We start from the raw sequence: 23,895 nt of genomic DNA, 5'->3' as shown, positions 1-23,895 counted from the left end.
TAGTAAGTATATTTATATGGAGAAATAGGGAACAAAAATGTCCCCTAAATCAATTGTTATTTCTTAATTTGGCTCATTACTTCTTCAGCAAAGTTTTCTTCACGTTTTTCCATTCCTTCTCCAACTTCGTAGCGAATGAATGTTTGAACATTTGCACCTTTGTCTGCTACATATTTTTTCACTTTTTGGTCAGGATCTTTTACGAAATCTTGTTCTAGTAAGCAAATTTGCTCAAAGAATTTGCCAAGACGTCCTTCTACCATTTTTTCAACGATGTTTTCTGGTTTACCTTCATTTAATGCTTGAGTTTTCAATACTTCGCGCTCACGATTCACTTCATCTTCAGAAACTTGGTCACGAGATACATATTTAGGGTTTACAGCAGCAATATGCATTGCTACGTCTTTTGCTACAGATTCTTCAGTTGTACCCTCTACAAGAGTTAATACACCAATTCGTCCACCCATGTGAAGGTATGCTCCGAATGCATCGTTATCGGTTTTATTAAGAAGAGTGAAACGACGTAAGGAAATCTTTTCACCAATTTTAGCTACTGCTGAATTGATGTAAGTTTCTACAGTATCTCCTTCACCGTTAAGCTTTTGTTGTAAAGCTTCTTCAACAGAGCTTGGTTGTTGACTTAAGATATGGTTACCTAAGTCTGTTAATAGGTTTTTAAACTGATCATTTTTAGTAACGAAATCAGTTTCACAGTTTACTTCTAATAGAACAGCTGTGTTTCCTTCCACTGCAATATATGTAGAACCTTCAGCTGCAATTCTGTCAGCCTTTTTAGCTGCTTTTGCAATCCCTTTTTCACGAAGATAATCGATTGCCTTTTCGATGTCACCATCAGTTTCTGTTAGTGCTTTTTTACAATCCATCATACCAGCACCAGTTTTTTCACGAAGTTCTTTAACTAATTTTGCAGTAATTGCCATTATTCTTCCTCCTTAAGTTTACCATTTTTTCTTTTAAAAAAGGGTGATAAAAGGCTTATCCTCTTATCACCCTACCTTTTTTAAAAGTTTCCTAGCTTAATGTCCAGTAAAAAGTTACTTAAACATCTACGCTTTCGGATTAGTTTTGTTCTACTTCTTCTTTTACAGCCTCAACTGATTGCTCAGTTTGAGCTTCTTCTAATTCTTCACCTTGTTTTACTTCAAGGATAGCGTCAGCCATTTTAGAAGTTAGAAGTTTAACCGCACGAATAGCGTCATCGTTTGCAGGAATTACATAATCGATTTCATCTGGGTCACAGTTCGTATCGACAATTCCAATGATAGGAATATTTAATTTATGTGCTTCTGCAATTGCAATACGTTCTTTACGTGGGTCAATTACAAACAATGCATCTGGAAGTTTCTTCATATCTTTAATTCCACCAAGGAATTTAACTAGACGTTCTTTTTCTTTTAATAAGCCAACTACTTCTTTTTTAGGAAGCACGTCAAAAGTACCGTCTTCTTCCATACGCTCAATATCAATTAAACGATTGATACGTTTACGGATTGTTTGGAAGTTTGTTAATGTACCACCTAACCAACGTTGGTTAACATAGTACATTCCTGAACGTGTAGCTTCATCACGAACAGAATCTTGTGCTTGTTTTTTTGTACCTACGAAAAGAACAGTGCCACCATTTGCAGCGATTTCTTTTACATAGTTATACGCTTCTTCGACCTTTTTAACCGTTTTTTGTAGGTCGATGATATAAATACCGTTACGCTCCGTGAAGATATATTTCTTCATTTTTGGATTCCAACGGCGTGTCTGGTGACCGAAATGTACACCAGCTTCAAGAAGTTGCTTCATTGAAATTACTGACATAAAATTTTCCTCCTAATGGTTTTTTCCTCCGATTGCATCATTTCTGCATAAAGACCAACTAGTTGGCACCAAATATGCAAATTAACAAACGTGTGTGTTTTATTTACAAGCTCACATAAATTAGTAAACATTGCATTTACACCAGAAATAAATATATCATAATGCAATGCCGTAATCAAGCATTAATATTATTTTTTATGTAATTTAATCGTTAATTCTACTTCTGTTTTTCCACAGTTTAACTTCCTTGCGATTTCTTCTTCAGATAAACCCTCATGGTATAGTTGTAATATTCTTGCCTGTACAGAGGTTTCTACTTCATCTTCAACATGATCAGCTAGGATAGGTTCAGTAACTTCATTCCTATTTGATTCATCAGTAGTATTATCATCTGTAGAGTAAGAATAATCTTCAAACATATTATTTATTTCTTCTGTATGGTTCTTAATAGTAGGAGTATTTCCAGCTAATGCTTCTTGTAACCTCCTATTTTCTTCTTTTATTTCTTCCACATATAATTCTAGGAGTTCCAATACTTCCTTAGGATTATCTTTTGGCTTATCTGGTTTCAACAAATTGCCCTGCTTAAATATAAGGTAGATAGTAGCAATCGTTATAAAATGTAAAATAAAACTAATTACTAGCAATAGTGATGTCATAATATCCCCTATCCCTTGGAGTCAAAATGTAATCCTAAATAAGGATGGCTTATCTCATTCTCATCCTGTTGATTCCGTTCCTTATCTTTTTCTTCCTTATATGTTTCTTTGTTTTCATCATCTTTAATCGTTAAATTGGTAACTTGATCAAAATGTTGAACCTGTTTTCTTCTTTGTTCATGTTCTTTTAACTGCAGCCCAGCAAGTGACTCCTGAAAATGTTGGTTTTGTTTTGACATCTGCTCTTGAAGTTTTCCTGCATCTTGTGTTCTTGGAAGTGCCACTTGCATTTCTATTGATTTCCAACTCAAATAGAATCACTTCCTAATCTAATATTTTACAAGTACTTCATAACAATTTCATTGTGCTCTAATATGCATTGTACATGTTGATATTCAGATTTAATAGAACGTTGATACTTCCCAAAAACTATATCAACATTTGGATGAAGTAATTTCCTAACGACAAGCTTATCCTCACATTCTTCCTCCACTTTAGAAGTATTAATTTCTGAAATACGATCATTTACTTCTGAAAGTTTATTTTTTGTTTGTAATATAGAGTTTTGATGTTTTAAGACCATTAATTTTAGCTTCGTATTTTGGACATTCTGTGATTGCTTTATTTTTTTTCCAATGATATATAACTTCTTCAACATCTCTTCTAATTCCTGTTTTTTTGTAATCAATTCTTGTAGCTCTATATCGAATGTATGAGACGATTCAATAATAACTTTTGTCTTAGTATAAGAATGATTGCCGATTTCTTTCGCTTCAATGTATTCACCTGCTGAAATAGTACCACCAATAATATTTCCTCGTTGGCAGTATATTTTCTTTTGTGCCCTGCAATTACTTTGGATAATCGAGTTTTCTACAAATAAATTATTGCCAGCTTCAACAGTACCTTGATTAATGTACCCAATATTTATGTCTTCTTCAGCAATTACCTTTCCTTTTTTCAGACCTGCTAATCCTTCAGAAACAAACACAGAACCTTTTGAAATAATTGTGGCAGCTTCAACCAAACCAAATATTTTCACATCCCCGTCAGCAGTAATTTTAAACCCCGAAGGAACATCTCCGTGAATGACAACAGTACCAGTAAATGCAATATTTCCTTCTTTCATTGTTAGTGTTCTTTTAACTTCATACACGGCATTTACATAAATTTTGGTTTTTGTTGTGCAGATTTGACCGTCTATTGCAGCATAAAAACTTAGGTCTTCTTTTCTAAAAACAACATTTTCTCCTGCTCTAATATGAACAGGCTTACCATTTTTCGCTGGAATTGCTTCTCCCCTAACATTTATACCTGGCGTTCCATAAGTTGGTAATGTTATAGCAGCTAATTTTTGACCAGCTTTTACGGAAGGTATTTTCATTACTTCACGAAAATCCCAATTGCTACTTTCTGTCATATCGATATTAGTGTTGATCAAGTAATGGATTTGTCCATTTTTTCCATTACTTGGATGAGAACCTTCTGCTACCAACAAAGGAAACTCCTCCAATTTCACTAATCCTTTTGTTAGAGATTGAATCTGATTCTCTAGAATGCCAGATACAATATGGTTCTCTTTTAGAAAGTTAATGATGTCTGATTTTGAAAATTGATGAATAATAGAATTGACATCCTCTTTTTTTACGTGCAATAAGGCTTTCATATGATCTGTTGACTGTTCAATATTAAAAAACTCATGTAATGTCTCCATGCAAACGCCTCACTTTTGAAAACAAAAATAACTTGGCATTCTTTATGCTAGTTTCTCTAATATTTTTCTTAATTTAAAAATAGCTTTTTTATGCAATTGAGAGATTCTAGAAGTAGTTAATTCCAATACTTGACCTATTTCTGTAAAAGTTAATTCTTCTTGATAAAAAAGACTTAAAATCATTTGTTCTTTTTCATTTAAATGTTGTATGCCTTGTAAAAGTTCCTTTATAATTTCATTTTGTAATACGTTTTCTTCAGGTTGTCCTGATTTTTTATCGGGGATGGAATAACCGATTCCTTCTTTAAATTCATTATCCTGGTTCTTACCTTTATCTTCGATGGAAAGAACATTTGCAAATAAAGAATTCTTTATAGTTGTCTCAACTTCATCAACAGACATATCAACATATTTTGCTATTTCTTTAGAGGTTGGTTCTCTTTGTAATTTTTGTTCAAGTTCTTGAGATAGTTGTTCTACTTTTTTAATTTTGTCCCGTGTTGATCGAGGTAACCAATCTTCTTTTCTTAATCCATCAATAATTGAACCTCGAATTCGAAATGATGCATAAGTATCAAACTTTAAATCACGATCAATATCAAATTTCTTTAAAGCATCATATAATCCAAACATACCCAAACTTCTCAAATCATCCTTTGACACACTAGATGGAAGGTGACTTGCTGTGCGTTCAACATGATAATTCACAAGATACATATAATGTTGAATGATTTGATTTGCAGTATGATTATTTTGTTCCTTTTGCCATTTTGCCCATAATTCTTTTTCTAGAGGAGATGAATTTACTGCCATTAAAAATGCTCCTCCTTACTTTTTATTTAAATTATAGTTTCACCTTTTGAGATTGTTCTAATTCTTAAGTCGCCTGTTTTCGGATCAAAGTCGATCGTTCTACCACAATTTCCTCCAACGTCTGAAGCGACAATAGGTATTTTATGCTTCTTAAGAATAGTCTCTACAGCCTCAACATTCCTTTCTCCAATTCGCATAACATCATTTGAAGATGAAAATTGAAACATCTGAGCTCCACCAGCCATTTTTGCCTTTAATGAATAGGTTCGAACACCATATTCATTTCCTAACGTTTCTAATAACGATTCAATTGCCGTATCTGCATATTTCCCTTTGTTGAACTTCTTTTGTTTTGCATGGTTTGAATCAGGTAACATAATGTGTGCTAATCCTGCCACTTTTTTTGGCAAATCATATAGAATAACACCAACACATGAGCCTAAGCCAGATGTCCGTATAATTTGTGGAGGTGTAACAATATTTAAGTCTGCAATACCTACTTTTACAATCGGACTTTGACTTGTGTTACTCATATTCGTTTATCCCAATTGCATTAAAAATTTTTGAAACAGATTCGACGGCAGGAAGTAGGAAAAATTGACTATTTATTCCATTCGTTGTGTCCATATCATTAATCTTTGTATCAATGACAATTGCATAATCTGTTATAGTTGATATTTCGATTAAACCTACGGAAAGTAGTGCTCCAGCCATATCAATACTTAAATGAGGAATCGACGGCTGCATATTAATGTTTGTAAAATCTGAAAGCGCAGTTAAATAAGAACCTGCTAGAATGTTTCCAGCTTCTTGTAGAGCTGAAAAAGCAATTTCATTGATGTTCTCTTGCTCATCGAACAATTTCATATCATCACTCATTGTCATCTGTTGAACAAGTGAGTCTGCTTCATCAATAGAAAAGAATAAATACACCGTACCAGGGGCCTCTCCTTGAATTTGAAACATTATAGCAACTACTAGCTTCTCAGGACCGCCTAGAATTTCTACAGCTTCATCAAAAGCAACAATCTCTACTTTAGGTACGGTCATATCTACTTTTTTATTTATTAATTTAGACATCGAGGTCGCAGCATTACCGGCACCAATATTACCTATTTCTCTTAAAGCATCTAATTGTATTTGAGAGTATTGTTCTTTCATTATATTAACCTTCCAATTCCTTTAGTTCGGATAATTCATCTGATAGTAACACTTTGGATAAATCTAGTAATATTAGGAGGCGATTCTCTAGTTTAGCCACACCTTTAATATAATCATTATTTACAGCCCCAACTATTTCTGGTGCAGGTTCAATGCTACTTTTAGGAATGTCAATTACATCGTTTGCAGAGTCAACAATTAGTCCAACTTCCATATTGTTAATTTCTACAATAATTATTCTAGTAGAATCACTATAATCTCTAGCCTCGATATTTAACCGAATTCGTAAGTCAATAATTGGAGTAACAACACCTCTTAAGTTAATTACTCCTTTTACGAAATCGGATGTACCGGGAACCCTAGTGATGGATTGCATTCTTTCAATAGATCCTACCTGTTGAACAGGAATCGCAAATTCTTCTGCCTTTAATTGAAATATGATTACTTTTTCATCTTGTAATAGATCTTCTCGCATATTTCTCTCCCCCTATTTTACCAACGCATTACTGTCTATAATTAAGGCTACTTCTCCATCTCCTAGAATGGTAGCTCCAGAAATAGCAAATGTATCTCCTAAATAATCCCCTAACGATTTTAAAACGACTTCCTGTTGACCTATAAAGGAATCTACCACTAATCCAGCTAATTTATCACCTTTTTTTACGATTACAATGGATACATAATCAGAACCACCTTCTACTGATTCATCAGGAACTTGTAGAATGTCGTCTAAGAAAGCTAATGGCACGACTTTCCCACGAAAATCAATGACTTTATTATTATGTGCAGATAGCAATTGATCTTTATGAATAATGGCTGTTTCTATAATAGATGATAAAGGAATTGCATACTTTTCATTCTGCACTTCTACTAAAAGAACTGAAATGATAGATAAGGTTAATGGCAATTGGATAGAGAAAGTTGATCCTTTTTCCTTTTCTGAGTCTATTGTAATGTGGCCTCCTAAGGATTCAATCGTGTTTTTAACAACATCTAACCCAACACCACGACCAGATATATCAGATATTGTATCTGCAGTTGAAAAACCACTTTCTAAAATCAGTTCAAATACTTGCTGGTCTGTTAAAGTTTCTACATCATCACTACTAATAACTCCATTAGTTAAAGCTTTATTAATAACCTTCTCTTTATCGATTCCTGCTCCATCATCCTTTATCTCAATAAAGACATGATTTCCACTGTGATATGCTTCTAACATAATAGTGCCCGTTTCTGGTTTTCCTTTTTTCTTTCGTTCTTCCGGCATTTCGATTCCATGATCGACTGCATTACGAAGCAAATGAACTAATGGGTCACCAATCTCGTCTATTACAGTTCGATCTAATTCTGTCTCCGCACCAATAATTTCAATATCAATTTTTTTATCTAGATCTCTAGCTAACTTTCTAATCATTCGTGGGAATCGACTAAACACTTGATCAATCGGTACCATACGCATCGTTAATATAATGCTTTGTAAATCACTAGATACTCGTGACATTCTTTCGACTGTTTCATGTAAATCATGACTATTAAGATCGGCAGCAATTTGCTCTAATCGACCACGATCGATTACTAACTCTTCAAATAAATTCATTAAAATATCTAATCGCTCTATATTTACTCTAATAGTTTTTGAACTTGCACCTTTTGATTGCTTTTCTTCTTTTTGGGATGGTGTTTCTACTGTTGCAGCTTGTTCAGATTGTGTATGTACTAACTCTTCCTCGTGTTTTCTTTCGATATATTGTGAAAGTGCAAAAGGATTAACAGATACTCTATTAATCTCGGAAACTTTTTTAATTTTTTCCGATATTTCATCACTAGAGTGTTTAGAAACTAAGATAACTGTAAATGAGTTTTGAAAATCTTCCTCTTCCAATTGGGTCACAGGGGGGTCAGACTTGATTACTTCACCATGCTTTTCTAGAACATCGAATACCATGAATACTCTAGCACCTTTAAGTAAACAATCTTCATTTAACTCGACATAAATTTCGTAATTGGAAAATCCACGATCTTGTGATTCATTTAAAATAGATATCTCAAATTCATCTAAATTCGTTATATATTGTAGATTACTTTCATTACTTGACTTTTCATTTAGTTTATCATGTTTCTCTCCAGAAACTATTGCTATTAATTGACTGACTATATCATTAACATCTCTTGTGCCGTTACCACTGTTTGAAATATCTTCTACCATTGCATTTAAATGATCAACAGCTTCAAATAAGATATCAATTAAGTTAGCATCAACATTGATTTTTTCATTTCTAATTTCATCAAATACATTTTCTAGCTGGTGGGTTAAGTTAGCAAGATCTTCAAATCCCATCGTAGCCGACATCCCTTTTAACGTGTGAGCTGCTCGAAAAATTTCTTCAATAATTGATTTATCTTTTGGATTTTTTTCCAATTCTAAAACCTGATTATAAAGAACCTCTAAATGCTCCGTACTTTCATCAATAAATACATCTAAATATTGTGACATCTCCATCTCTACATCCCCCTAAGATTAGTCGTAATTTTATGAAGCGTTTCTCCCAATTGATTCAAATTTATAATGTAATTTACATAATTGGTCTTCACTGCTGCTCTAGGCATTCCATATACAACTGTAGACTCTTCTGACTCGGCAATTACAATTGTATTTGGATCATTCTCTTTTAATTTAATGATACCATTAGAGCCATCACTTCCCATACCTGTTAACACAATTGCTACTTTATTTACCCTTTGTACTTTGGCTAAAGATTGAAAAAGAACATCCACAGATGGTGTATGGGGATACCTTTCTCCAACATCTTCATGAATCACTATTGCATGCGAAGTACCGACTTTCCTTACTTCCATGTGATAATCTCCTGGTGCAATGTATACTGTATTTTCTTCAAGTACTTCACCATGCTCCGCTTCTTTCACGTGTAAATCAGTTAATGTATTTAGGCGGTTTGCAAGTGATTTTGTAAACCCACTAGGCATATGTTGAACAACTAGTATTGGTGGCGACTTTTTTCCAGATAAATCAACCAATAATTGTTGTAATGCTTTCGGTCCCCCTGTTGAGGTACCAATAGCAACCAATGTATTTTTGTAAGGAGTTCTGATGGTTGAGAGATTAGGAATAGATTTTAGTGGTTTCATAGATTGATTTTTCACCTTGGATGCTGCAACCACTTTTAATATAATTCCTTCTTTAATTTTTTCTAAAGATGTTAGCCCAGTAGGTTTCGTAATAAAATCTACTGCACCATTGGAAATAGCCTGTACTGTTTTCGTAGTAGCGTCGCTTGTAAAGCTTGATAGTATTACTACTGGTAGCGGATGAGTTTCCATAATCTTTGTTAGCGCAGTCAGTCCATCCATTTTGGGCATTTCTATATCTAATGTCACAACATCTGGTTTTAACTGCTTTATTTTTTTAATTCCATCCTCCCCATTTCGAGCCGTGGCAATAACTTCAATTCGATTATCACTACTAAGAATGTCAGAAATCATCATGCGCATAAATGCGGAATCATCAACTATAAGTACTCGAATGGGATTCATGGATTTACCTCTCTCTAATCATTTTTTTAAGCCTTTTAATAAATGAAAAGGATTCTTCACTACTTTCAAGTGATTCATTGGACATATAATTCAACACAATTTGCCCTATTGCTCTGGAAATGGGAGCACGTTTATTTAGCACTGTAAAAGGAATTTGACGTCTAACAGATGTTGATACGAACTTTTCATCTGGTAACTGTCCTAATACATGTACATCCGATAATAAAAATTGTTTCACTGCCAGCTTAAAACGTTCTAAAGTTTTTAGACCATATTTGAACGAATACGAGCGATTAAGAATAACATAGATCGGCATATCCAATTGCCTGCTTATGATTTGTTTTACCATACTATACGCGTCAGTAATGGATGTTGGTTCTGGAGTTGTAACAACTACGCATTCGTCTGAGGCCAAAATAAAGAAAATGCTTTCTTCCGATACATTTGCTCCCAAATCAAATAGGATATAATCGTATTCCCTACTTATATGATGAAATTGCTCATAGAAAAAATTCATTTTTTCTTCATTGAGATGGAAGAATCCAGTTAATCCTGTTCCACCAGAAATAAAAGGTAAGTTATTTGTCCCTTTCTTTACAATTTCATGGAAGGCTAATTGTTCTTCAAACATATCAACAATCGTTTTTTCAGCATGTACCCCTTGTAGTATTTCAATATTCCCCATCCCGATATCTAAATCGATTAATAGTACGCTTTTTCCTGATTTTTGAAGCTCTAGAGAAAAGTTCAGTGCTACATTTGATTTACCTACTCCACCTTTTCCACTGACAAAAGAAATTACTTTTGTTTTTCGTTGTGAGGAAGTACCTTGTAATTTTTGCCGAAGACTAGTTGCTTGATCGACCATTTATACTTTCACCTACTATCATTTCACTTATTTTACTTGGTGAAGGATTAAGGATGTCGTCTGGTACATCTTGTCCATTGGTTAAATAAGCAATACCAGTCTGTTTTTCTAAACAAATATTTAACATACTCCCATATTGAGTTGTTTCATCTAATTTTGTAAAGATAACTTCTTTAATAGGAATCTTATCAAAACTATCGTATATTTCTAGTATGTCTTTTGGTTTTGCAGTTAAAGAAAGTACTAAAAATGTTTCAACAGCAAGGTTCTCATTCATGCTATCTTTTAATTCTTTAACATATTGCTCATCTCTGAAGTTTCTTCCTGCAGTATCGACTAATATTAAATCATAATGACTCAATTTGATAATCGCCTCGTTATAGTCTTCTAACGAGTATGCCACCTCAACGGGTACATCTAATATTTGAGCATAGGTTTTTAGTTGTTCTATAGCTGCAATACGATAGGTGTCCATTGTTATAAAGGCGACACTTTTTTTATCATTTAACATACTATTTGCAGCTATCTTTGCAATAGATGTAGTTTTCCCAACTCCAGTAGGGCCAACAAATTGAACTATTTTAGTGTTATAAGATAATCCACTAAAAGTAGTATCTTCTAGCGATTGTTCTATTTCTTTTTGTAACGCTTCCCTTATTTCTTCTACTGGAGCATCTTTTAGAGAAGGGTTTTTCTCCTGGGTTTGCCGGATTAATTGTTCAGCAATAGGTGGTGAAACTTCTTGTTCTATTAAATGCTGATAGAATACTTGAAATTCTAGTTCAAATTTATTATTGCTATCTGCCTGTAGTTGAACTAGTTGCTTTAAATGTTTGAGTTCATTTAAAATATCTCGATTATCCGAATAATTGTTTTTAATCTTTTCTTTTTGTTCTCTAATATCAGGTTTTTTATTCTGTTTTGGAAAATTAGGCATTTCATCTAAAGCAGCAATAACCTCTATTTTTCTTTTCTTAAAAAGCCCTAAAAAGCCACCTTCTTGAATTTCTTTAGAGTTTAAAATGACTGCATTTTTGCCTAGTTCTTTTCTGATTTGCTTCATTGCTTCTGGCATGGTAGTTGCTATATACTTTTTTACCTTCAAGCTACATTCACCACCCCTACACTTTGTACTTGAACAGATGGTTCTAGTTCATTGTATGATAAAACGATAATTTGCGGTAAGAAACGATCTAACAATTGTTTGACATACATTCGAATTGCTGGGGAGCAGAGTAAAATGGCATTATCTTCTTGTAATGTCATCTTCTCTACTTCAGCATGGATTATTTTAATTATCGCTTGCTGTGAATCTGGATCTAGCGCTAAATAATTCCCATGTTCCGTTTGTTGAATATTTTCTGCGATTAATTTTTCTACTTTTCCAGATACCGTAATGACATTCAATGTGGAATCTTCTTTAACATATTGTCTTGTAATTTGTGATGATAATGCTTGTCTCACGTATTCTCCCAATAATTCTGTATCAGTTGTTAATTTAGCAAAGTCTGCTAGTGTCTCAAATATAATTGGTAGATTACGGATAGAGACATTTTCTCTCAATAATTTGCTTAACACTTTTTGTATATCGCCAATGGCAAGTGGTTCCGGTGTTACTTCTTCTACTAAGATTGGATAACTTTCTTTCAAGTGATCGATTAGCTCTTTCGTTTCTTGGCGTCCTAACAATGTATGAGCATGTTGTTTAATTATCTCTGTAATATGAGTAGAAACTACGGATGGTGGGTCTACCACTGTATACCCTGATAACTCAGCCTCATCTTTCAACTCTTCCCCTATCCATTTAGCAGGTAATCCGAAGGCAGGTTCCTTCGTATCTATTCCTTCTATCATATCATCGTCCATATCTGGTGCCATCGCTAAGTAATGATCTAATAGTAATTCACCTGTAGCCACTTCATTACCTTTAATTTTAAGACGATATTCATTCGGGTTTAATTGAATATTATCCCTAATCCGAACAACTGGTATAACAATACCGAGTTCGATTGCTAGTTGTCTTCTAATCATAACGACACGGTCTAGTAAATCTCCACCTTGTTTAGTATCCACTAGTGGAATTAAAGAATACCCAAATTCAAATTCGATTGGGTCCATGCTCAATAAATTAACAACATTTTCTTGTGACTTCATTTCAGCACTTTCCGTTTGATCCTCTTCTTCCACATTTTTTGTCTCCGGCTGTTTTGACTGATTTAATAATAAATATCCACTAACAGCTAATATCAAAGCAATAATAGTCGTTAAGAAAAAGTTAATTGGTGTTAAACCTAAAAAGAATATTGTACCAGCAGCAATAAATAATAGTTTAGGATACTGTAGTAACTGATCTGTTACATCACTGCCTAAGTTATTCCCTGATTGAGAGCTTCGTGTTACTACAATACCAGTTGCAGTTGATATTAGTAATGCTGGAATTTGACTGACTAATCCATCACCAACGGTTAACCTAGTAAAGGTATCAATCGCCTCTTGGAATGGCATACCCATTTGAACCATACCAATCACAATTCCAAACACAATATTTACTAATACGATGATGATACCTGCAATAGCGTCTCCTTTAACGAACTTACTAGCACCATCCATAGAACCATGAAAATCTGCTTCATCTTCAACTAGTTTTCTTCTTTCTTTCGCCTCTTGTTCAGAAATTAGACCTGCATTCAAATCTGCATCAATACTCATCTGTTTACCTGGCATTGCATCTAGTGAGAATCGTGCTGCTACTTCTGATACACGTTCTGATCCTTTCGTAATAACTAAAAAATTAATAATAACTAGGATGACAAAGACTACAAAACCAACCAAAGCATCATTACCAATTACAAAACTACCAAACGTTTCTACCACACCACCAGCTTCTGCTTTTGATAAGATTGATCGTGTCGTAGAAACGTTCAACCCGAGTCTAAATAATGTTAGTAATAATAATAGAGATGGAAAAATTGAGAATTGTAACGTTTCCTGTGTATTCATAGCTACTAAAATTACGATTAATGCTAGTGTAATATTTAATAGTATTAAAATACTAAGTAGCCAACCAGGAAGAGGTATTACTAACATTATGATAATTAAAATGACGCCTAAAAGAACGGATAGATCTCGTGCTTTCATGGTTGTATCTCCTTAATTAAGCTAAGCTTTTTTTTCTAATCGATAAACATATGCCAATATTTCCGCTACTGCTTGATAAAATTCTTCTGGAATTAAATCATTAATTTCTAGCTTGTCATATAACGCCCTTGCTAATGGACGATTTTCTACAGTAACCACTTTATGAACCTTTGCTATTTCTTTTATTCTTAGAGCTATATGATCAGCACCTTTAGCGACTACATATGGTGCATTAGCTTTCTTTTCATCATATTTAATTGCGATCGCATAATGGGTAGGATTCGTAATAACAACATCTGCTTCAGGTACTTCACTCATCATTCGTTGCATCGCCATTTGCCTTTGTTTTTCTTTAATTTTAGACTTTATTAAAGGGTCACCTTCAATGTTTTTATACTCATCTTTAATGTCCTGTTTAGACATGCGCATGTTTTTCTCAAAATCATATCGTTGATACGCATAGTCGAAAACGGCGATGAACAATAATGCTATAATCGCAGCAACCGCCATAATCATAGTGACTTGTCCAAAGAATCCTAAAGCATTTTCTACATCTTTAAAGGCTAGCATCATCATATCGTCTTTATAAATCCATATAACCGTAAAAGTAATTGCACCGATTAATGAGATTTTAAATAATGATTTTAGTAACTCTACTAATGCCCGGATGGAAAAAATACGTTTAGCCCCTTGTATTGGGTCGATTTTTTTAAGGTCAAGCTTCAAAGGTTCTGTTGTAAACAAAAAGCCAATTTGCATTAAATTTGACGCAAACCCAGCGAATATTGCTATTACCATAATTGGAGCAACTATTTTTGCCATTGTAATTAGACCTTCTATTAACACTTGATAGACAGTAGATGACGTTACATCCCAATGTATATACTCCGTAAAAGTATATTGGTATAAAACCAACATATTATCTTTCATAAATCCACCAAATACAAATAGAATGATAAAACTCAATAGTAGTAGAATCCCGGTGTTTACATCTTGACTCTTCGCTACTTTCCCTTTCTTACGTTCATCCAATCGTTTTTTTGGAGTTGCTTTTTCAGTTTTTTCTCCTGCAAAAAATTGTAAATCTAGACGTAATTGCAACTTAAGCCCCTCCAAACAATTGCAATAAACTTCGCATCGTATCAAACATTGTTGTAAATAGATTTTTGGCTAATATGATATACAAACTTAAAAAGAAAAAGAGTGCGATAAAACTAACTAGAATTTTTAACGGTAAACCTACAACAAAGACGTTTAATTGTGGAACCGTTCTTGCTACGATTCCTAATGCAACATCAACTAAAAATAAACAACCTACAATTGGTATCGCAATTTGAAAAGCAATTAAAAACATCATATTGAATGATCGGATAACGAACTCTGTAATACTAGCATTCTGAAAAGGAATAAATGCATCAACAGGAATAAATTTATAACTATTTACGATTCCATCTATTAACAAATGATGTCCATCAACCGATAATAGAAATAGTAAAGCAATAATGTAAAAGTATTGGCCTATAATAGGGCTTTGCGCACCTGTTTGGGGATCTACCACATTGGCAATAGCAAACCCCATTTGGAAATCAATGAATCCACCTGCTATTTGAACAGCAGATATTATGATATAACCTATCAAACCAATTAATAGTCCAATAAGTATTTCTTTTACAATGAGCAAAATATAAAAATAATCAAATATAATAACTGGTGATTCAACCGTATAAAACATAATAAATGCTAGAAAAAAACTAATGCCAATCTTAAATGGTAAAGGTATTGTTCGGTATGAAAAAAATGGCAATGTCACAAAAAAAGCAGTAACTCGAACTAAAATGAGTAAAAATACTGGTAAGCTGTTAATATTAATTAATTCGAACATAATCTACCCTACAAACATGTTTAAATTCTGAAATAAATCAGAAGTAAACTCTACCATTGTTGTTAACATCCACGGTCCAAAAAAAACAATACCAACTAAAACAGCAACAATCTTAGGGATAAATGCCAAGGTTTGTTCTTGGATTTGGGTTGTCGCTTGAAATATACTAACAAATAAACCTACTGCTAGTGCTAATATTAAGAGCGGGCCAGTTACAAGTAAAATTGTGTATATGCCTCTTTCTGCTAATGTTAATACAAATTCACTGTTCAAAGTAATACACCCTCTCTATTTACAAGTTAACTAGAAACCCGATAACAACGAATCAGTAATTAGATACCAACCGTCTACTAGTACGAATAATAATATTTTAAACGGTAATGAAATCATAACCGGTGGTAGCATCATCATCCCCATGGACATAAGAACACTTGCCACTGCCATATCAATTATTAAAAAAGGTACAAAAATCATAAACCCCATCTGAAAGGCTGTCTTTAACTCACTAATAGCAAATGCAGGTACTAATGTCGTTATTGGAATATCTTCGATGCTCTCAGGTCTTTCCATTTGGGAATAACTCATAAATAATTCCAAATCTTTTTGCCTTGTATGTTTAGCCATAAACTCTTTTATCGGAGTGCTTGCTCTCTCGTAGGCTTCATCTAAAGTAATTTCTTCGTCAAAAAGTGGTTCTAATGCCTCATCGTAAACCTCACCAAAAACTGGAGCCATAATGAAAAACGTTAAAAATAAAGCTAATCCAATTAATACTTGGTTAGGTGGCATCTGCTGGGTAGCCAATGATGTTCTTACAAAAGAAAGTACAATAATTATTCTTGTAAAACTTGTCATTAATATTAAAATACCTGGTGCTAATGACAGAACCGTTAATAGTAAGATTAACTTAACAGATGTAGCAACATTAGAAGGATCGGAACTAGAAAACATATCTATAAATTCATTCATCTTGATCATCCTTCTGTTTTTGCTGATTAATTAATGCTTTACGATTGCTTTTTAGTTTGTCTAACTCATTTGAAAATAAGTTTTTAAAGCTTTTTCCTTCATTTTTGTTAGAAGTGTTTCCTTCCGCTTGTTGCTGAAATACAGATGAGAGGATATTGACGGGTTGTTCTTCCTTCCGAGACATTAAGTCCTTAATTACATCTTCATCTTGTATTTCCTGTAATAATTCAACATTGTCTCCTACACCAATCAAATAAAATTTTTTACCAATCCGAATGATTTGAACCGATTTATTTGGACCTACATTAACTCCACCCAGATTATCAAGTGCTTTTACTTGGTTAAACATTTTACTTCTCTTATTTAAAAATTTTAATAAAAAGTAAATTAGTCCTAATATCAGAAATAATACCAAGATCATCTTAATAAAATTTAATATGAAAGTGCTATTGGAAGTTTCATTTCCTGTGATCTCTGTTGAATCCTCGTTAGAATTTGTTGCCTCTGGTGCATCATCACATTCAGCTGTTCCTTCTATACAATCACTTACCTTTGGATCTTCAGCAAAAGTATTTATAGTAAAAAGACCAAAGAACATGAGAAAAAACAGGAAAGTGATTAAGCCTATTTTCCTAACCAATATCATCACTCGTTTCTAATTCAATGCCTTTTGAATAGCCTCAATTACACGATCAGCCTGAAATGGTTTAACAATAAAGTCTTTGGCTCCTGCTTGAATCGCATCGATTACCATAGCTTGTTGTCCCATAGCAGAACACATGATAATTTGGGCATTAGGATCTCCTGCTTTGATTTCTTTTAATGCTGTAATTCCATCCATTTCTGGCATCGTTATATCCATAGTTACTAAATCAGGTTTCAATTCGTTATACAAGCTAATTGCCTGATTACCATCTTGTGCTTCCCCAACAACTTCGAAGCCGTTTTTTGTTAGTATATCTTTAATCATCATTCGCATAAAAGCAGCATCATCCACGATTAAAATTCTTTTACCCATTTCATTCTACCCCCAGTTAAGTTATTTTAGTTTCATCAATCGATCTGATTGACTTATTATATCAGTAACTCGAACTCCAAAGTTTTCATCGATAACAACTACTTCACCTTTGGCAATTAACTTATCATTTACTAAGACATCAACTGGCTCACCTGCTAGTTTATCTAATTCAACTATTGAGCCTGAAGACAGGTCCAAAATGTCTTTAATGGTCCGCTTAGTACGCCCTAACTCTACCGTGATTTTTAGTGGTATATCCAATAGCATATCTAAATTTCGCTGATTATTAGAATCAATCGCTACTGGTTCAAAGTTAGAAAATTGTGCTGTTTGGATATCTGATTCTTGTTTCGTTGCCGTACCGATAAATTGTGGCGTTTCTTGTTCAACTTTCGTTGATTTTTCTTCAGTTATTTCTGGAAATACAATTTCTTCTTTTTGCTGTGGGGCTTCCATCTCTTGTACGGCAGCAGCCACTTCTTCAGTTGAATCATGCATTAAATGTTCTACCAATTCTTTTGCAAAATCAATCGGAATTAATTGCATAATATTAGAATCAATTAACGTGCCCACTTTTAATTGGAAGGAAACCTTAACTAATTTTTTATCATTCACTTCTTTAAAAGGCTCACTAGATTTATTAAATGTAATGGAAGGTGGTGATATATCAACTCGTTTATTAAATACAGTTGACATACTTGTAGCGGCTGCGCCCATCATCTGATTCATCGCCTCTTGAACGGCACTTAAATGAATCTCATTTAATTCCTCAACCTTACCAGTTCCATCCCCACCAAGCATTATTTCAGAAATAATTGCGGCATCATCTGACTTAATGACAAAGATATTATGTCCTGTAAATCCTTCTACATAATTAACTTGAACACTAACATGATCAAAGTCAAAAGTTTCATCAAGGGCATTTTGATTTATAACGGAAACTGTAGGTGTTGTAATTTCTACTTTTTGGTTTAGTAGAGTCGATAACGTCGTTGCAGAACTTCCAAATGATATATTACCTATTTCACCAAGTGTATCAATTTCGACGCCACTTAATTCATTCATTGATTCGTTATTAGTATTGAGAGTTAATTCTTCTTCCTCTTCTTCTCCAATGCTTAATAACGCATCAATTTCATCTTGAGATAGCATCCCATCATTCGTCATCTTCATACCCTCCCCTATATTCTTCTAACACCTGGACTGATAATTTCTTCTTGTACATACCAGGTTGAACAAAGAACTTTGGCTCATTATTAATTGTTAATTTTAATGGTTGGTCAATTGGTTGGTTTAATCCTACCACGTCACCAACATTAAGATTCAAAAGCTCGTCAACAGTTATATTGGTCTCACCGAGAATTGCTTTTGCTTCTACAAACGCACGATTTAAATTTTTAGAAAGTTTTTTTACATTCTCGGGGTCTTGTTTTTGTTTAGATGTTTGCATCCAATACTGTACAGAAAGCTTTGAGATAATCGGTTCTAATACAATATGCGGAATACAAATATTGATCATTCCACTCGTCTCGCCAATTGTAGTATTTAATGAAACAACTACTACCGTTTCATTCGGTGATACTAATTGTAAAAATTGTGGATTAACCTCTAATTCCTCTAAATATGGCTCAATATCCACTAATGAACTCCAGGCTTCTTTTAGTGTTCCCATCCCTTTTTCAAACAGTTGAGATATCAATATTGATTCAATTTCAGTTAAATTTTCAATTTTATTAACACTATCTCCTCTTCCACCAAGAACACGATCAATCATACCGTAAGCAATGTTTGGATTAACCTCCATTATGATTTTCCCGTCCAACGGTGGAACCCCGTACACATTTAAAACAGTCATCTTCGGAATCGAGCGAATAAACTCCTCATATGGAAGTTGATCGACAGATGCCACGGTTATATTTACGTAGGATCGTAACTGTGAAGAGAAGAATGTTGTCAGCATTCTAGCGTAATTATCGTGTATACGACCTATACTACGAATTTGATCTTTTGAAAATCGTAATGCTCGTTTAAAATCATAAACTCGCTCTTTTCTATCTTTTTCTTCTGTCCTTAATTCTTCTGCATCCATTTCCCCAGTTGTTAAAGCAGATAACAAGGCATCTATTTCATTTTGCGAAAGAACTTCATCTACCAAAGGTAATCACCTCCATATTGGAGCAGTTGTTATTGTAATATTTTATTTATCGTATAAACGTCATTAATTGTTCCTTCTACCATGATCTCGTTCAATTTTTCTTGTACAATATCTTCTAATTCATCTAAACTTGTTTGAAATTGTTCCTGATCCATTTTAGATAATTCTTTTATTAGGATATTTTTAATTTGGAAGTCTCTTTTTGAAATCTCTTCTCTAGCATCTTTACTGTCCGTAACAATTTGAAATTGAATTCGGACAAAACTACCATCAATTAAATCAGTCGTTACCTCTGGGCTTTCATAGGAATATTCAATGATGTCATCTATTGTAGGATTTTCATCCTTGCCATCTGCATTTACATTAAGATATACAACAAAAATAATTGCAACAATAGTTAATATTATTAGTAAAGATGTCACCATAGTTTTTAATAATCTATTCATTTGCCTTCTCCACCTCTTTAAGTGATTGTTGCATCCCTACTTTTTGATAGAATGCAGTAATATCATCAATCACCTTCTGTTTAGGTTCTTTAACGACTAATTTTTTGCCAGATAATAATGTAATGGTTGTGTCTGGCAATGATTGAATTTGCTCAACTAGCATAGCATTTAATATGAATGTATCACCATTTAATCGCGATAATTGTATCATTAATTATGATAGGAGCACCTCACCTGACAGAGCGCTTTTTCTCTGTCAGGTATCTAGCTATCTACTAAAAGGCACTCCTAACCTCCTTTATCGTTTCAGATTAACTAATTCTTGAAGAATTTCATCAGATGTTGTTATTATTCTTGTATTTGCTTGGAACGCACGTTGAGCAGTAATCATTTCTGTGAATTCTTCAGATAAGTCAACATTAGACATTTCTAGAGCCCCACTAACAATCGATGCTGCACCACTTGTTTCAGGAGCAACAAAACCGGTAAAACCAGCATTTTCGCTATCTAAGAATAGGTTGCTACCGGCTTTCTGAAGACCAGCTGGGTTAGAAAAGTTTGCTAATGCAACTTTACCAGCCACTTGAGTATCTCCATTTTCATCCACATAGTTTATAATCCCATTTGTTTGGACATTAAAGCTTTGAGCTGTATCAGGAATACTTAGTTGCGTTGGTTCTGTTCCATAACTATCAGTAAGTGTAGTACTTTGCAATTCCAATTCTTCGACGTTTCCACCAACTGTAAAAGTGGGAGTTCCCGATTCATCGAATTCAATAGTTGTATCTCCATCCTCACTATTAAAAACTCTTTCATTAGAATCTAGTGAAATTGTATATGACTCTGTGACATCATCCTTAGAGTAATTTACAATAACCTCTCCCGTTTCTACTAATTCCGTTATTTCAATAGTTGCCTCATTACTTAATGTAGTATTTAACGTTGTACTCTCGAGTCCAAAACCTAATAAATATAACCCGTCTGGATTAACAATAGTTCCATTTTGATCCAAATAAAAGTTCCCAGCACGAGTAAATGCTATTCCTTCACCATTTTGAAGTGCAAACATTCCATCGCCTTCTAAAGCAAAATCTAATGGATTATAAGTAGTTTGTCGAAACCCTTGTGTATGAATATTATCAATTGTTCCTAACTGAGAACCTAAACCAACTTGACTAGGGTTAACCCCACCTCTTGCTTGAGTAGGGCCTTGTGCTCCTGACATCGTTTGACTCATCATATCTTGAAAGGTTACACGGCCTTTCTTAAATCCAGCGGTATTAACATTGGCAATATTATTACCGATAACATCTAACTTCGTTTGAAAGTTTTTCATTCCTGAAATACCTGCATACATTGAACGTAACATTTTATTTTCTCCCCTTTATATGGTCTAATTTATAGCTGTATCGATCATTCAACAGCTTACGGCCTCCCAAAAGGGTCCAGCCTATTCATCTATAAGTATCGTTCCGTTAATATTCGTAAATATTTTACTTTTTGCCTCTGTACGATCCATTGCAGTGACAACTACATTATTTTTTGCACTGACAAGTAACGCAGCATTGCTTGTTACAACTAGTGAATCAGTAATTCCTTTTGTTCTAGCTTCTGACACTTTTTCAGTAATAATTTTCCATTGTTCATCATTTATTTGAATGTTTCTTTCGTTTAAACGATCGTTAGCATGTTTACTAACTTTTAATTGTTGTTGTTCTTGTAATATATCTTTAAAGCTAGTTTCACTAGGTTTTACTTTTGACGTTTTAACGGAAGGAATCTGTAAAGCATGGTGTTGTGGTATTTGATGGATGCGATGATCCATAAATTATTCACTTCCTTCACTATTCATTTTACTGACTGGTACTTACCTCACCGATTTCATTTGCAGGAATCGTTTCACCATTTGCTAGTTTCAATAAAGCTTGACCATCTTGTTGACTTACAGCTGTTACTTGGCTAACTTTCTGTGACCCTTCATCGTCATGGTATGCCACATCCCTGCCAATTAAATTACTATACTGTACTACCGGAGCGATTGCCTGGTTTTGAACTAATGATTCAATAGAACTTGAAATATTCATTAATTGTTCTAGAGATGAAAAGTTCGACATTTGTGAAATAAAATCTTTATCTTCCATTGGATTTAATGGATCTTGATTTTGCAATTGTGTCATTAATATTTTCAAAAATTCGTCTCGGCCTAATTCTGGGCTTGGTGTTCTCGATTTGTCTGGTTGATTATTTCGTAAGTAAACAGAAGGATCGATTTTTGGCATTCTTTTCACCTACACTTTCTCATTCATTAATATTTCTTGGAATTTACTTTCAAAGCTATCATCTATGTCTTCTTTTTCTTGTTGAGAAGGTTGATTAGGATCACCTTGATTTTGATCATTTAAGGATTGTTCGTCTTTTTGTTGTTGGAAGCTTTGTCCTTGTTGTGATGTTTGAACATCCTGTCGCTCAACAACTACCTGGTTAGGAGCAAACATATTTCGTAACTGATTAAGGTTTGATTCTAATAACTCTTTAGTTGCTTGAGAAGTAACAGCAATCTTAACCATCATTTCTCCATTAATCTGTGTTAATCGAACCATCATTTCCCCAAGGTTTTCTGGTCGTAATGCAATAGAAAGTTGTTGATTTCCATTTGGTAAACTCATAAACTTACTTGTTTTTATTACCTTTTGGAATTGATCCATGACTTGTTGTTCAACTGTACCCGACTGTTGGGTTTGTTGAACATGAATGACATATTGCTCAACTTTTGTAATTGGTATTGCTGACATAGATGTAACCTTTTGTCCGATTCCAGATTCACTAACTGACAGGTCTTGATTGATAAAAGGTACATTAATCTTTCGGGAAGACTCATTTCCATCTTGTGCACTTTGAGCTTTAGCCATATTTATAGATAAGATATTTTGTTGAAAATTAGTTGATTTATTTTCTAATATTAATTTTTCTAATGCATTAGGTAACTTTTGCAATTGTTCTTGAGCGCTAATTAGCTTTTTATCAAAAAAGCCAAGCTGCTTAAGCTGGTCCACTTCTTTTACAACCTGCTTAACAAAAGAACGGTCTACTTGGTTGAATTGTTGCAATACCTCAATCAACTTATGGATATTATTTTTAGTACTTGAAAGCAGATTTTCTTTTGCATCTATTTTGATTTCAAGCGATTTCACTAATTCACCAACTGTTATATAAGGAATGGGTGAATTTTCTACTATTTCACTTAAATCTTCTATGTTCGTATTCTCGCCATTTACACTAGTACTCTCCTTGGCTAACTGAACATCTAATTTATCGAAGTTTAGTTGAAGTACTTCTACATTAGATAATATTTCTTCTATTTGTTCCAACAAATGGTTTGCATCGTTACCCTTTATAGATTCAGAATCTGAACGAGCTAATAAACGTTCTATTTGTAAGATAGCCTCATCCACTGAAAAGCTTTCTGTTTCTTGTTCTAGTCCATCAACATTACCTAGTCCTAATCCTTTGAGATTCTTACCTTCAACTTGTATTAGTGATTCTTCAGCAACTTTATTAGATAGTCTATTAGAAAGTAAATCTAGAAAGGAAGAACCATTTTCATTTTTATCCATTTGGGATTTAACTAATTGGTTATTTCCATTAGTTGATACTTGAATAGCCATTCCACCAATGTTCATCTCTTTTCAC

At 33.8% G+C, this 23,895-nt stretch carries 28 protein-coding genes; all 28 read right to left on the bottom strand.

Annotated elements, in window-relative coordinates:
- Positions 1-56: 56 nt before the first annotated feature.
- The 28 genes from tsf to BUB12_RS00705 all read right to left on the bottom strand — a co-directional run bounded on the left by tsf (position 57) and on the right by BUB12_RS00705 (position 23,885).
- Positions 57-941 carry a translation elongation factor Ts gene (gene tsf, locus BUB12_RS00840; protein ID WP_072887002.1) on the bottom strand — a complete coding sequence of 295 codons (885 nt, stop codon included), beginning with the start codon at positions 939-941 and terminating at the stop codon, positions 57-59.
- 139 nt (positions 942-1,080) lie between these two features.
- The gene (gene rpsB / locus BUB12_RS00835) at positions 1,081-1,830 is read right to left on the bottom strand and encodes a 30S ribosomal protein S2 (protein WP_072887000.1); all 750 of its coding nucleotides are present in this window, start codon (positions 1,828-1,830) and stop codon (positions 1,081-1,083) included.
- Positions 1,831-2,018: 188 nt separating this feature from the next.
- Positions 2,019-2,489 (bottom strand): DUF6115 domain-containing protein, encoded by a 471-nt coding sequence (locus BUB12_RS00830; RefSeq protein WP_072886998.1) that lies wholly within the window; start codon positions 2,487-2,489, stop codon positions 2,019-2,021.
- A gap of 8 nt (positions 2,490-2,497) precedes the next feature.
- Positions 2,498-2,800: a hypothetical protein gene (locus tag BUB12_RS00825; protein ID WP_072886996.1), complete on the bottom strand. Its 303-nt coding sequence runs from the start codon at positions 2,798-2,800 to the stop codon at positions 2,498-2,500.
- Positions 2,801-2,826: 26 nt separating this feature from the next.
- The gene (locus BUB12_RS00820) at positions 2,827-4,203 is read right to left on the bottom strand and encodes a DUF342 domain-containing protein (RefSeq protein ID WP_072886994.1); all 1,377 of its coding nucleotides are present in this window, start codon (positions 4,201-4,203) and stop codon (positions 2,827-2,829) included.
- A gap of 42 nt (positions 4,204-4,245) precedes the next feature.
- On the bottom strand, positions 4,246-5,016 hold the full coding sequence (locus BUB12_RS00815; protein ID WP_072886992.1) for a FliA/WhiG family RNA polymerase sigma factor: 771 nt from the start codon (positions 5,014-5,016) through the stop codon (positions 4,246-4,248).
- 26 nt (positions 5,017-5,042) lie between these two features.
- Positions 5,043-5,549, bottom strand: a complete 507-nt coding sequence (locus tag BUB12_RS00810; RefSeq protein ID WP_072886990.1) for a chemotaxis protein CheD — start codon at positions 5,547-5,549, stop codon at positions 5,043-5,045.
- Positions 5,542-6,177: a chemotaxis protein CheC gene (locus tag BUB12_RS00805; RefSeq protein WP_072886988.1), complete on the bottom strand. Its 636-nt coding sequence runs from the start codon at positions 6,175-6,177 to the stop codon at positions 5,542-5,544. The genes BUB12_RS00810 and BUB12_RS00805 overlap by 8 nt, the downstream gene beginning before the upstream one ends.
- 4 nt (positions 6,178-6,181) lie before the next feature.
- Positions 6,182-6,652, bottom strand: a complete 471-nt coding sequence (locus tag BUB12_RS00800; protein ID WP_072886986.1) for a chemotaxis protein CheW — start codon at positions 6,650-6,652, stop codon at positions 6,182-6,184.
- A 12-nt stretch (positions 6,653-6,664) separates the two neighbouring features.
- The gene (locus tag BUB12_RS00795; protein ID WP_072886984.1) at positions 6,665-8,677 is read right to left on the bottom strand and encodes a chemotaxis protein CheA; all 2,013 of its coding nucleotides are present in this window, start codon (positions 8,675-8,677) and stop codon (positions 6,665-6,667) included.
- A 2-nt stretch (positions 8,678-8,679) separates the two neighbouring features.
- The gene (locus tag BUB12_RS00790; protein WP_072886981.1) at positions 8,680-9,729 is read right to left on the bottom strand and encodes a protein-glutamate methylesterase/protein-glutamine glutaminase; all 1,050 of its coding nucleotides are present in this window, start codon (positions 9,727-9,729) and stop codon (positions 8,680-8,682) included.
- A 4-nt stretch (positions 9,730-9,733) separates the two neighbouring features.
- Positions 9,734-10,597 carry a MinD/ParA family protein gene (locus BUB12_RS00785; RefSeq protein WP_072886979.1) on the bottom strand — a complete coding sequence of 288 codons (864 nt, stop codon included), beginning with the start codon at positions 10,595-10,597 and terminating at the stop codon, positions 9,734-9,736.
- A complete protein-coding gene (gene flhF / locus BUB12_RS00780) occupies positions 10,578-11,702 on the bottom strand; it encodes a flagellar biosynthesis GTPase FlhF (protein ID WP_072886977.1) in 1,125 nt (374 codons plus the stop codon). The genes BUB12_RS00785 and flhF overlap by 20 nt, the downstream gene beginning before the upstream one ends.
- A complete protein-coding gene (gene flhA / locus BUB12_RS00775) occupies positions 11,699-13,735 on the bottom strand; it encodes a flagellar biosynthesis protein FlhA (protein ID WP_072886975.1) in 2,037 nt (678 codons plus the stop codon). The genes flhF and flhA overlap by 4 nt, the downstream gene beginning before the upstream one ends.
- 21 nt (positions 13,736-13,756) lie before the next feature.
- Positions 13,757-14,836 (bottom strand): flagellar biosynthesis protein FlhB, encoded by a 1,080-nt coding sequence (gene flhB, locus BUB12_RS00770; RefSeq protein WP_072886973.1) that lies wholly within the window; start codon positions 14,834-14,836, stop codon positions 13,757-13,759.
- A gap of 1 nt (position 14,837) precedes the next feature.
- On the bottom strand, positions 14,838-15,617 hold the full coding sequence (gene fliR / locus BUB12_RS00765; RefSeq protein ID WP_072886971.1) for a flagellar biosynthetic protein FliR: 780 nt from the start codon (positions 15,615-15,617) through the stop codon (positions 14,838-14,840).
- 3 nt (positions 15,618-15,620) lie between these two features.
- Entirely contained in the window at positions 15,621-15,890 is a 270-nt protein-coding gene (gene fliQ / locus BUB12_RS00760) for a flagellar biosynthesis protein FliQ (RefSeq protein ID WP_072886970.1), read from the bottom strand.
- A 30-nt stretch (positions 15,891-15,920) separates the two neighbouring features.
- Complete coding sequence (fliP, locus tag BUB12_RS00755) at positions 15,921-16,586, bottom strand: flagellar type III secretion system pore protein FliP (protein WP_072886968.1); 666 nt, start codon at positions 16,584-16,586, stop codon at positions 15,921-15,923.
- Positions 16,579-17,232, bottom strand: a complete 654-nt coding sequence (gene fliO, locus BUB12_RS00750) for a flagellar biosynthetic protein FliO (RefSeq protein WP_084063184.1) — start codon at positions 17,230-17,232, stop codon at positions 16,579-16,581. The genes fliP and fliO overlap by 8 nt, the downstream gene beginning before the upstream one ends.
- Before the next feature lie 9 nt (positions 17,233-17,241).
- Positions 17,242-17,604 carry a response regulator gene (locus BUB12_RS00745; RefSeq protein ID WP_072886964.1) on the bottom strand — a complete coding sequence of 121 codons (363 nt, stop codon included), beginning with the start codon at positions 17,602-17,604 and terminating at the stop codon, positions 17,242-17,244.
- 21 nt (positions 17,605-17,625) lie between these two features.
- A complete protein-coding gene (gene fliY, locus BUB12_RS00740; protein ID WP_072886962.1) occupies positions 17,626-18,771 on the bottom strand; it encodes a flagellar motor switch phosphatase FliY in 1,146 nt (381 codons plus the stop codon).
- Positions 18,761-19,759, bottom strand: coding sequence for a flagellar motor switch protein FliM (gene fliM / locus BUB12_RS00735; protein WP_072886960.1), 999 nt, complete (start codon positions 19,757-19,759; stop codon positions 18,761-18,763). Before fliM ends, fliY begins: the two co-directional genes overlap by 11 nt.
- Before the next feature lie 29 nt (positions 19,760-19,788).
- A complete protein-coding gene (gene fliL / locus BUB12_RS00730) occupies positions 19,789-20,205 on the bottom strand; it encodes a flagellar basal body-associated protein FliL (protein ID WP_072886958.1) in 417 nt (138 codons plus the stop codon).
- Positions 20,198-20,416, bottom strand: coding sequence for a flagellar FlbD family protein (locus tag BUB12_RS00725; RefSeq protein WP_072886957.1), 219 nt, complete (start codon positions 20,414-20,416; stop codon positions 20,198-20,200). The genes fliL and BUB12_RS00725 overlap by 8 nt, the downstream gene beginning before the upstream one ends.
- A gap of 87 nt (positions 20,417-20,503) precedes the next feature.
- A complete protein-coding gene (locus BUB12_RS00720) occupies positions 20,504-21,574 on the bottom strand; it encodes a flagellar hook-basal body complex protein (RefSeq protein ID WP_072886955.1) in 1,071 nt (356 codons plus the stop codon).
- Between the two features lie 81 nt (positions 21,575-21,655).
- Complete coding sequence (locus BUB12_RS00715) at positions 21,656-22,030, bottom strand: TIGR02530 family flagellar biosynthesis protein (RefSeq protein WP_072886953.1); 375 nt, start codon at positions 22,028-22,030, stop codon at positions 21,656-21,658.
- A 28-nt stretch (positions 22,031-22,058) separates the two neighbouring features.
- Positions 22,059-22,484 (bottom strand): flagellar hook assembly protein FlgD, encoded by a 426-nt coding sequence (gene flgD, locus BUB12_RS00710; protein WP_072886952.1) that lies wholly within the window; start codon positions 22,482-22,484, stop codon positions 22,059-22,061.
- Positions 22,485-22,493: 9 nt separating this feature from the next.
- Positions 22,494-23,885, bottom strand: coding sequence for a flagellar hook-length control protein FliK (locus tag BUB12_RS00705; protein ID WP_072886950.1), 1,392 nt, complete (start codon positions 23,883-23,885; stop codon positions 22,494-22,496).
- Between the last annotated feature and the right edge of the window lie 10 nt (positions 23,886-23,895).

The organism is Ornithinibacillus halophilus (assembly GCF_900129485.1).
GTDB lineage: Bacteria > Bacillota > Bacilli > Bacillales > Amphibacillaceae > Ornithinibacillus > Ornithinibacillus halophilus.
This window is presented reverse-complemented; position numbering and strand designations above follow the sequence as displayed.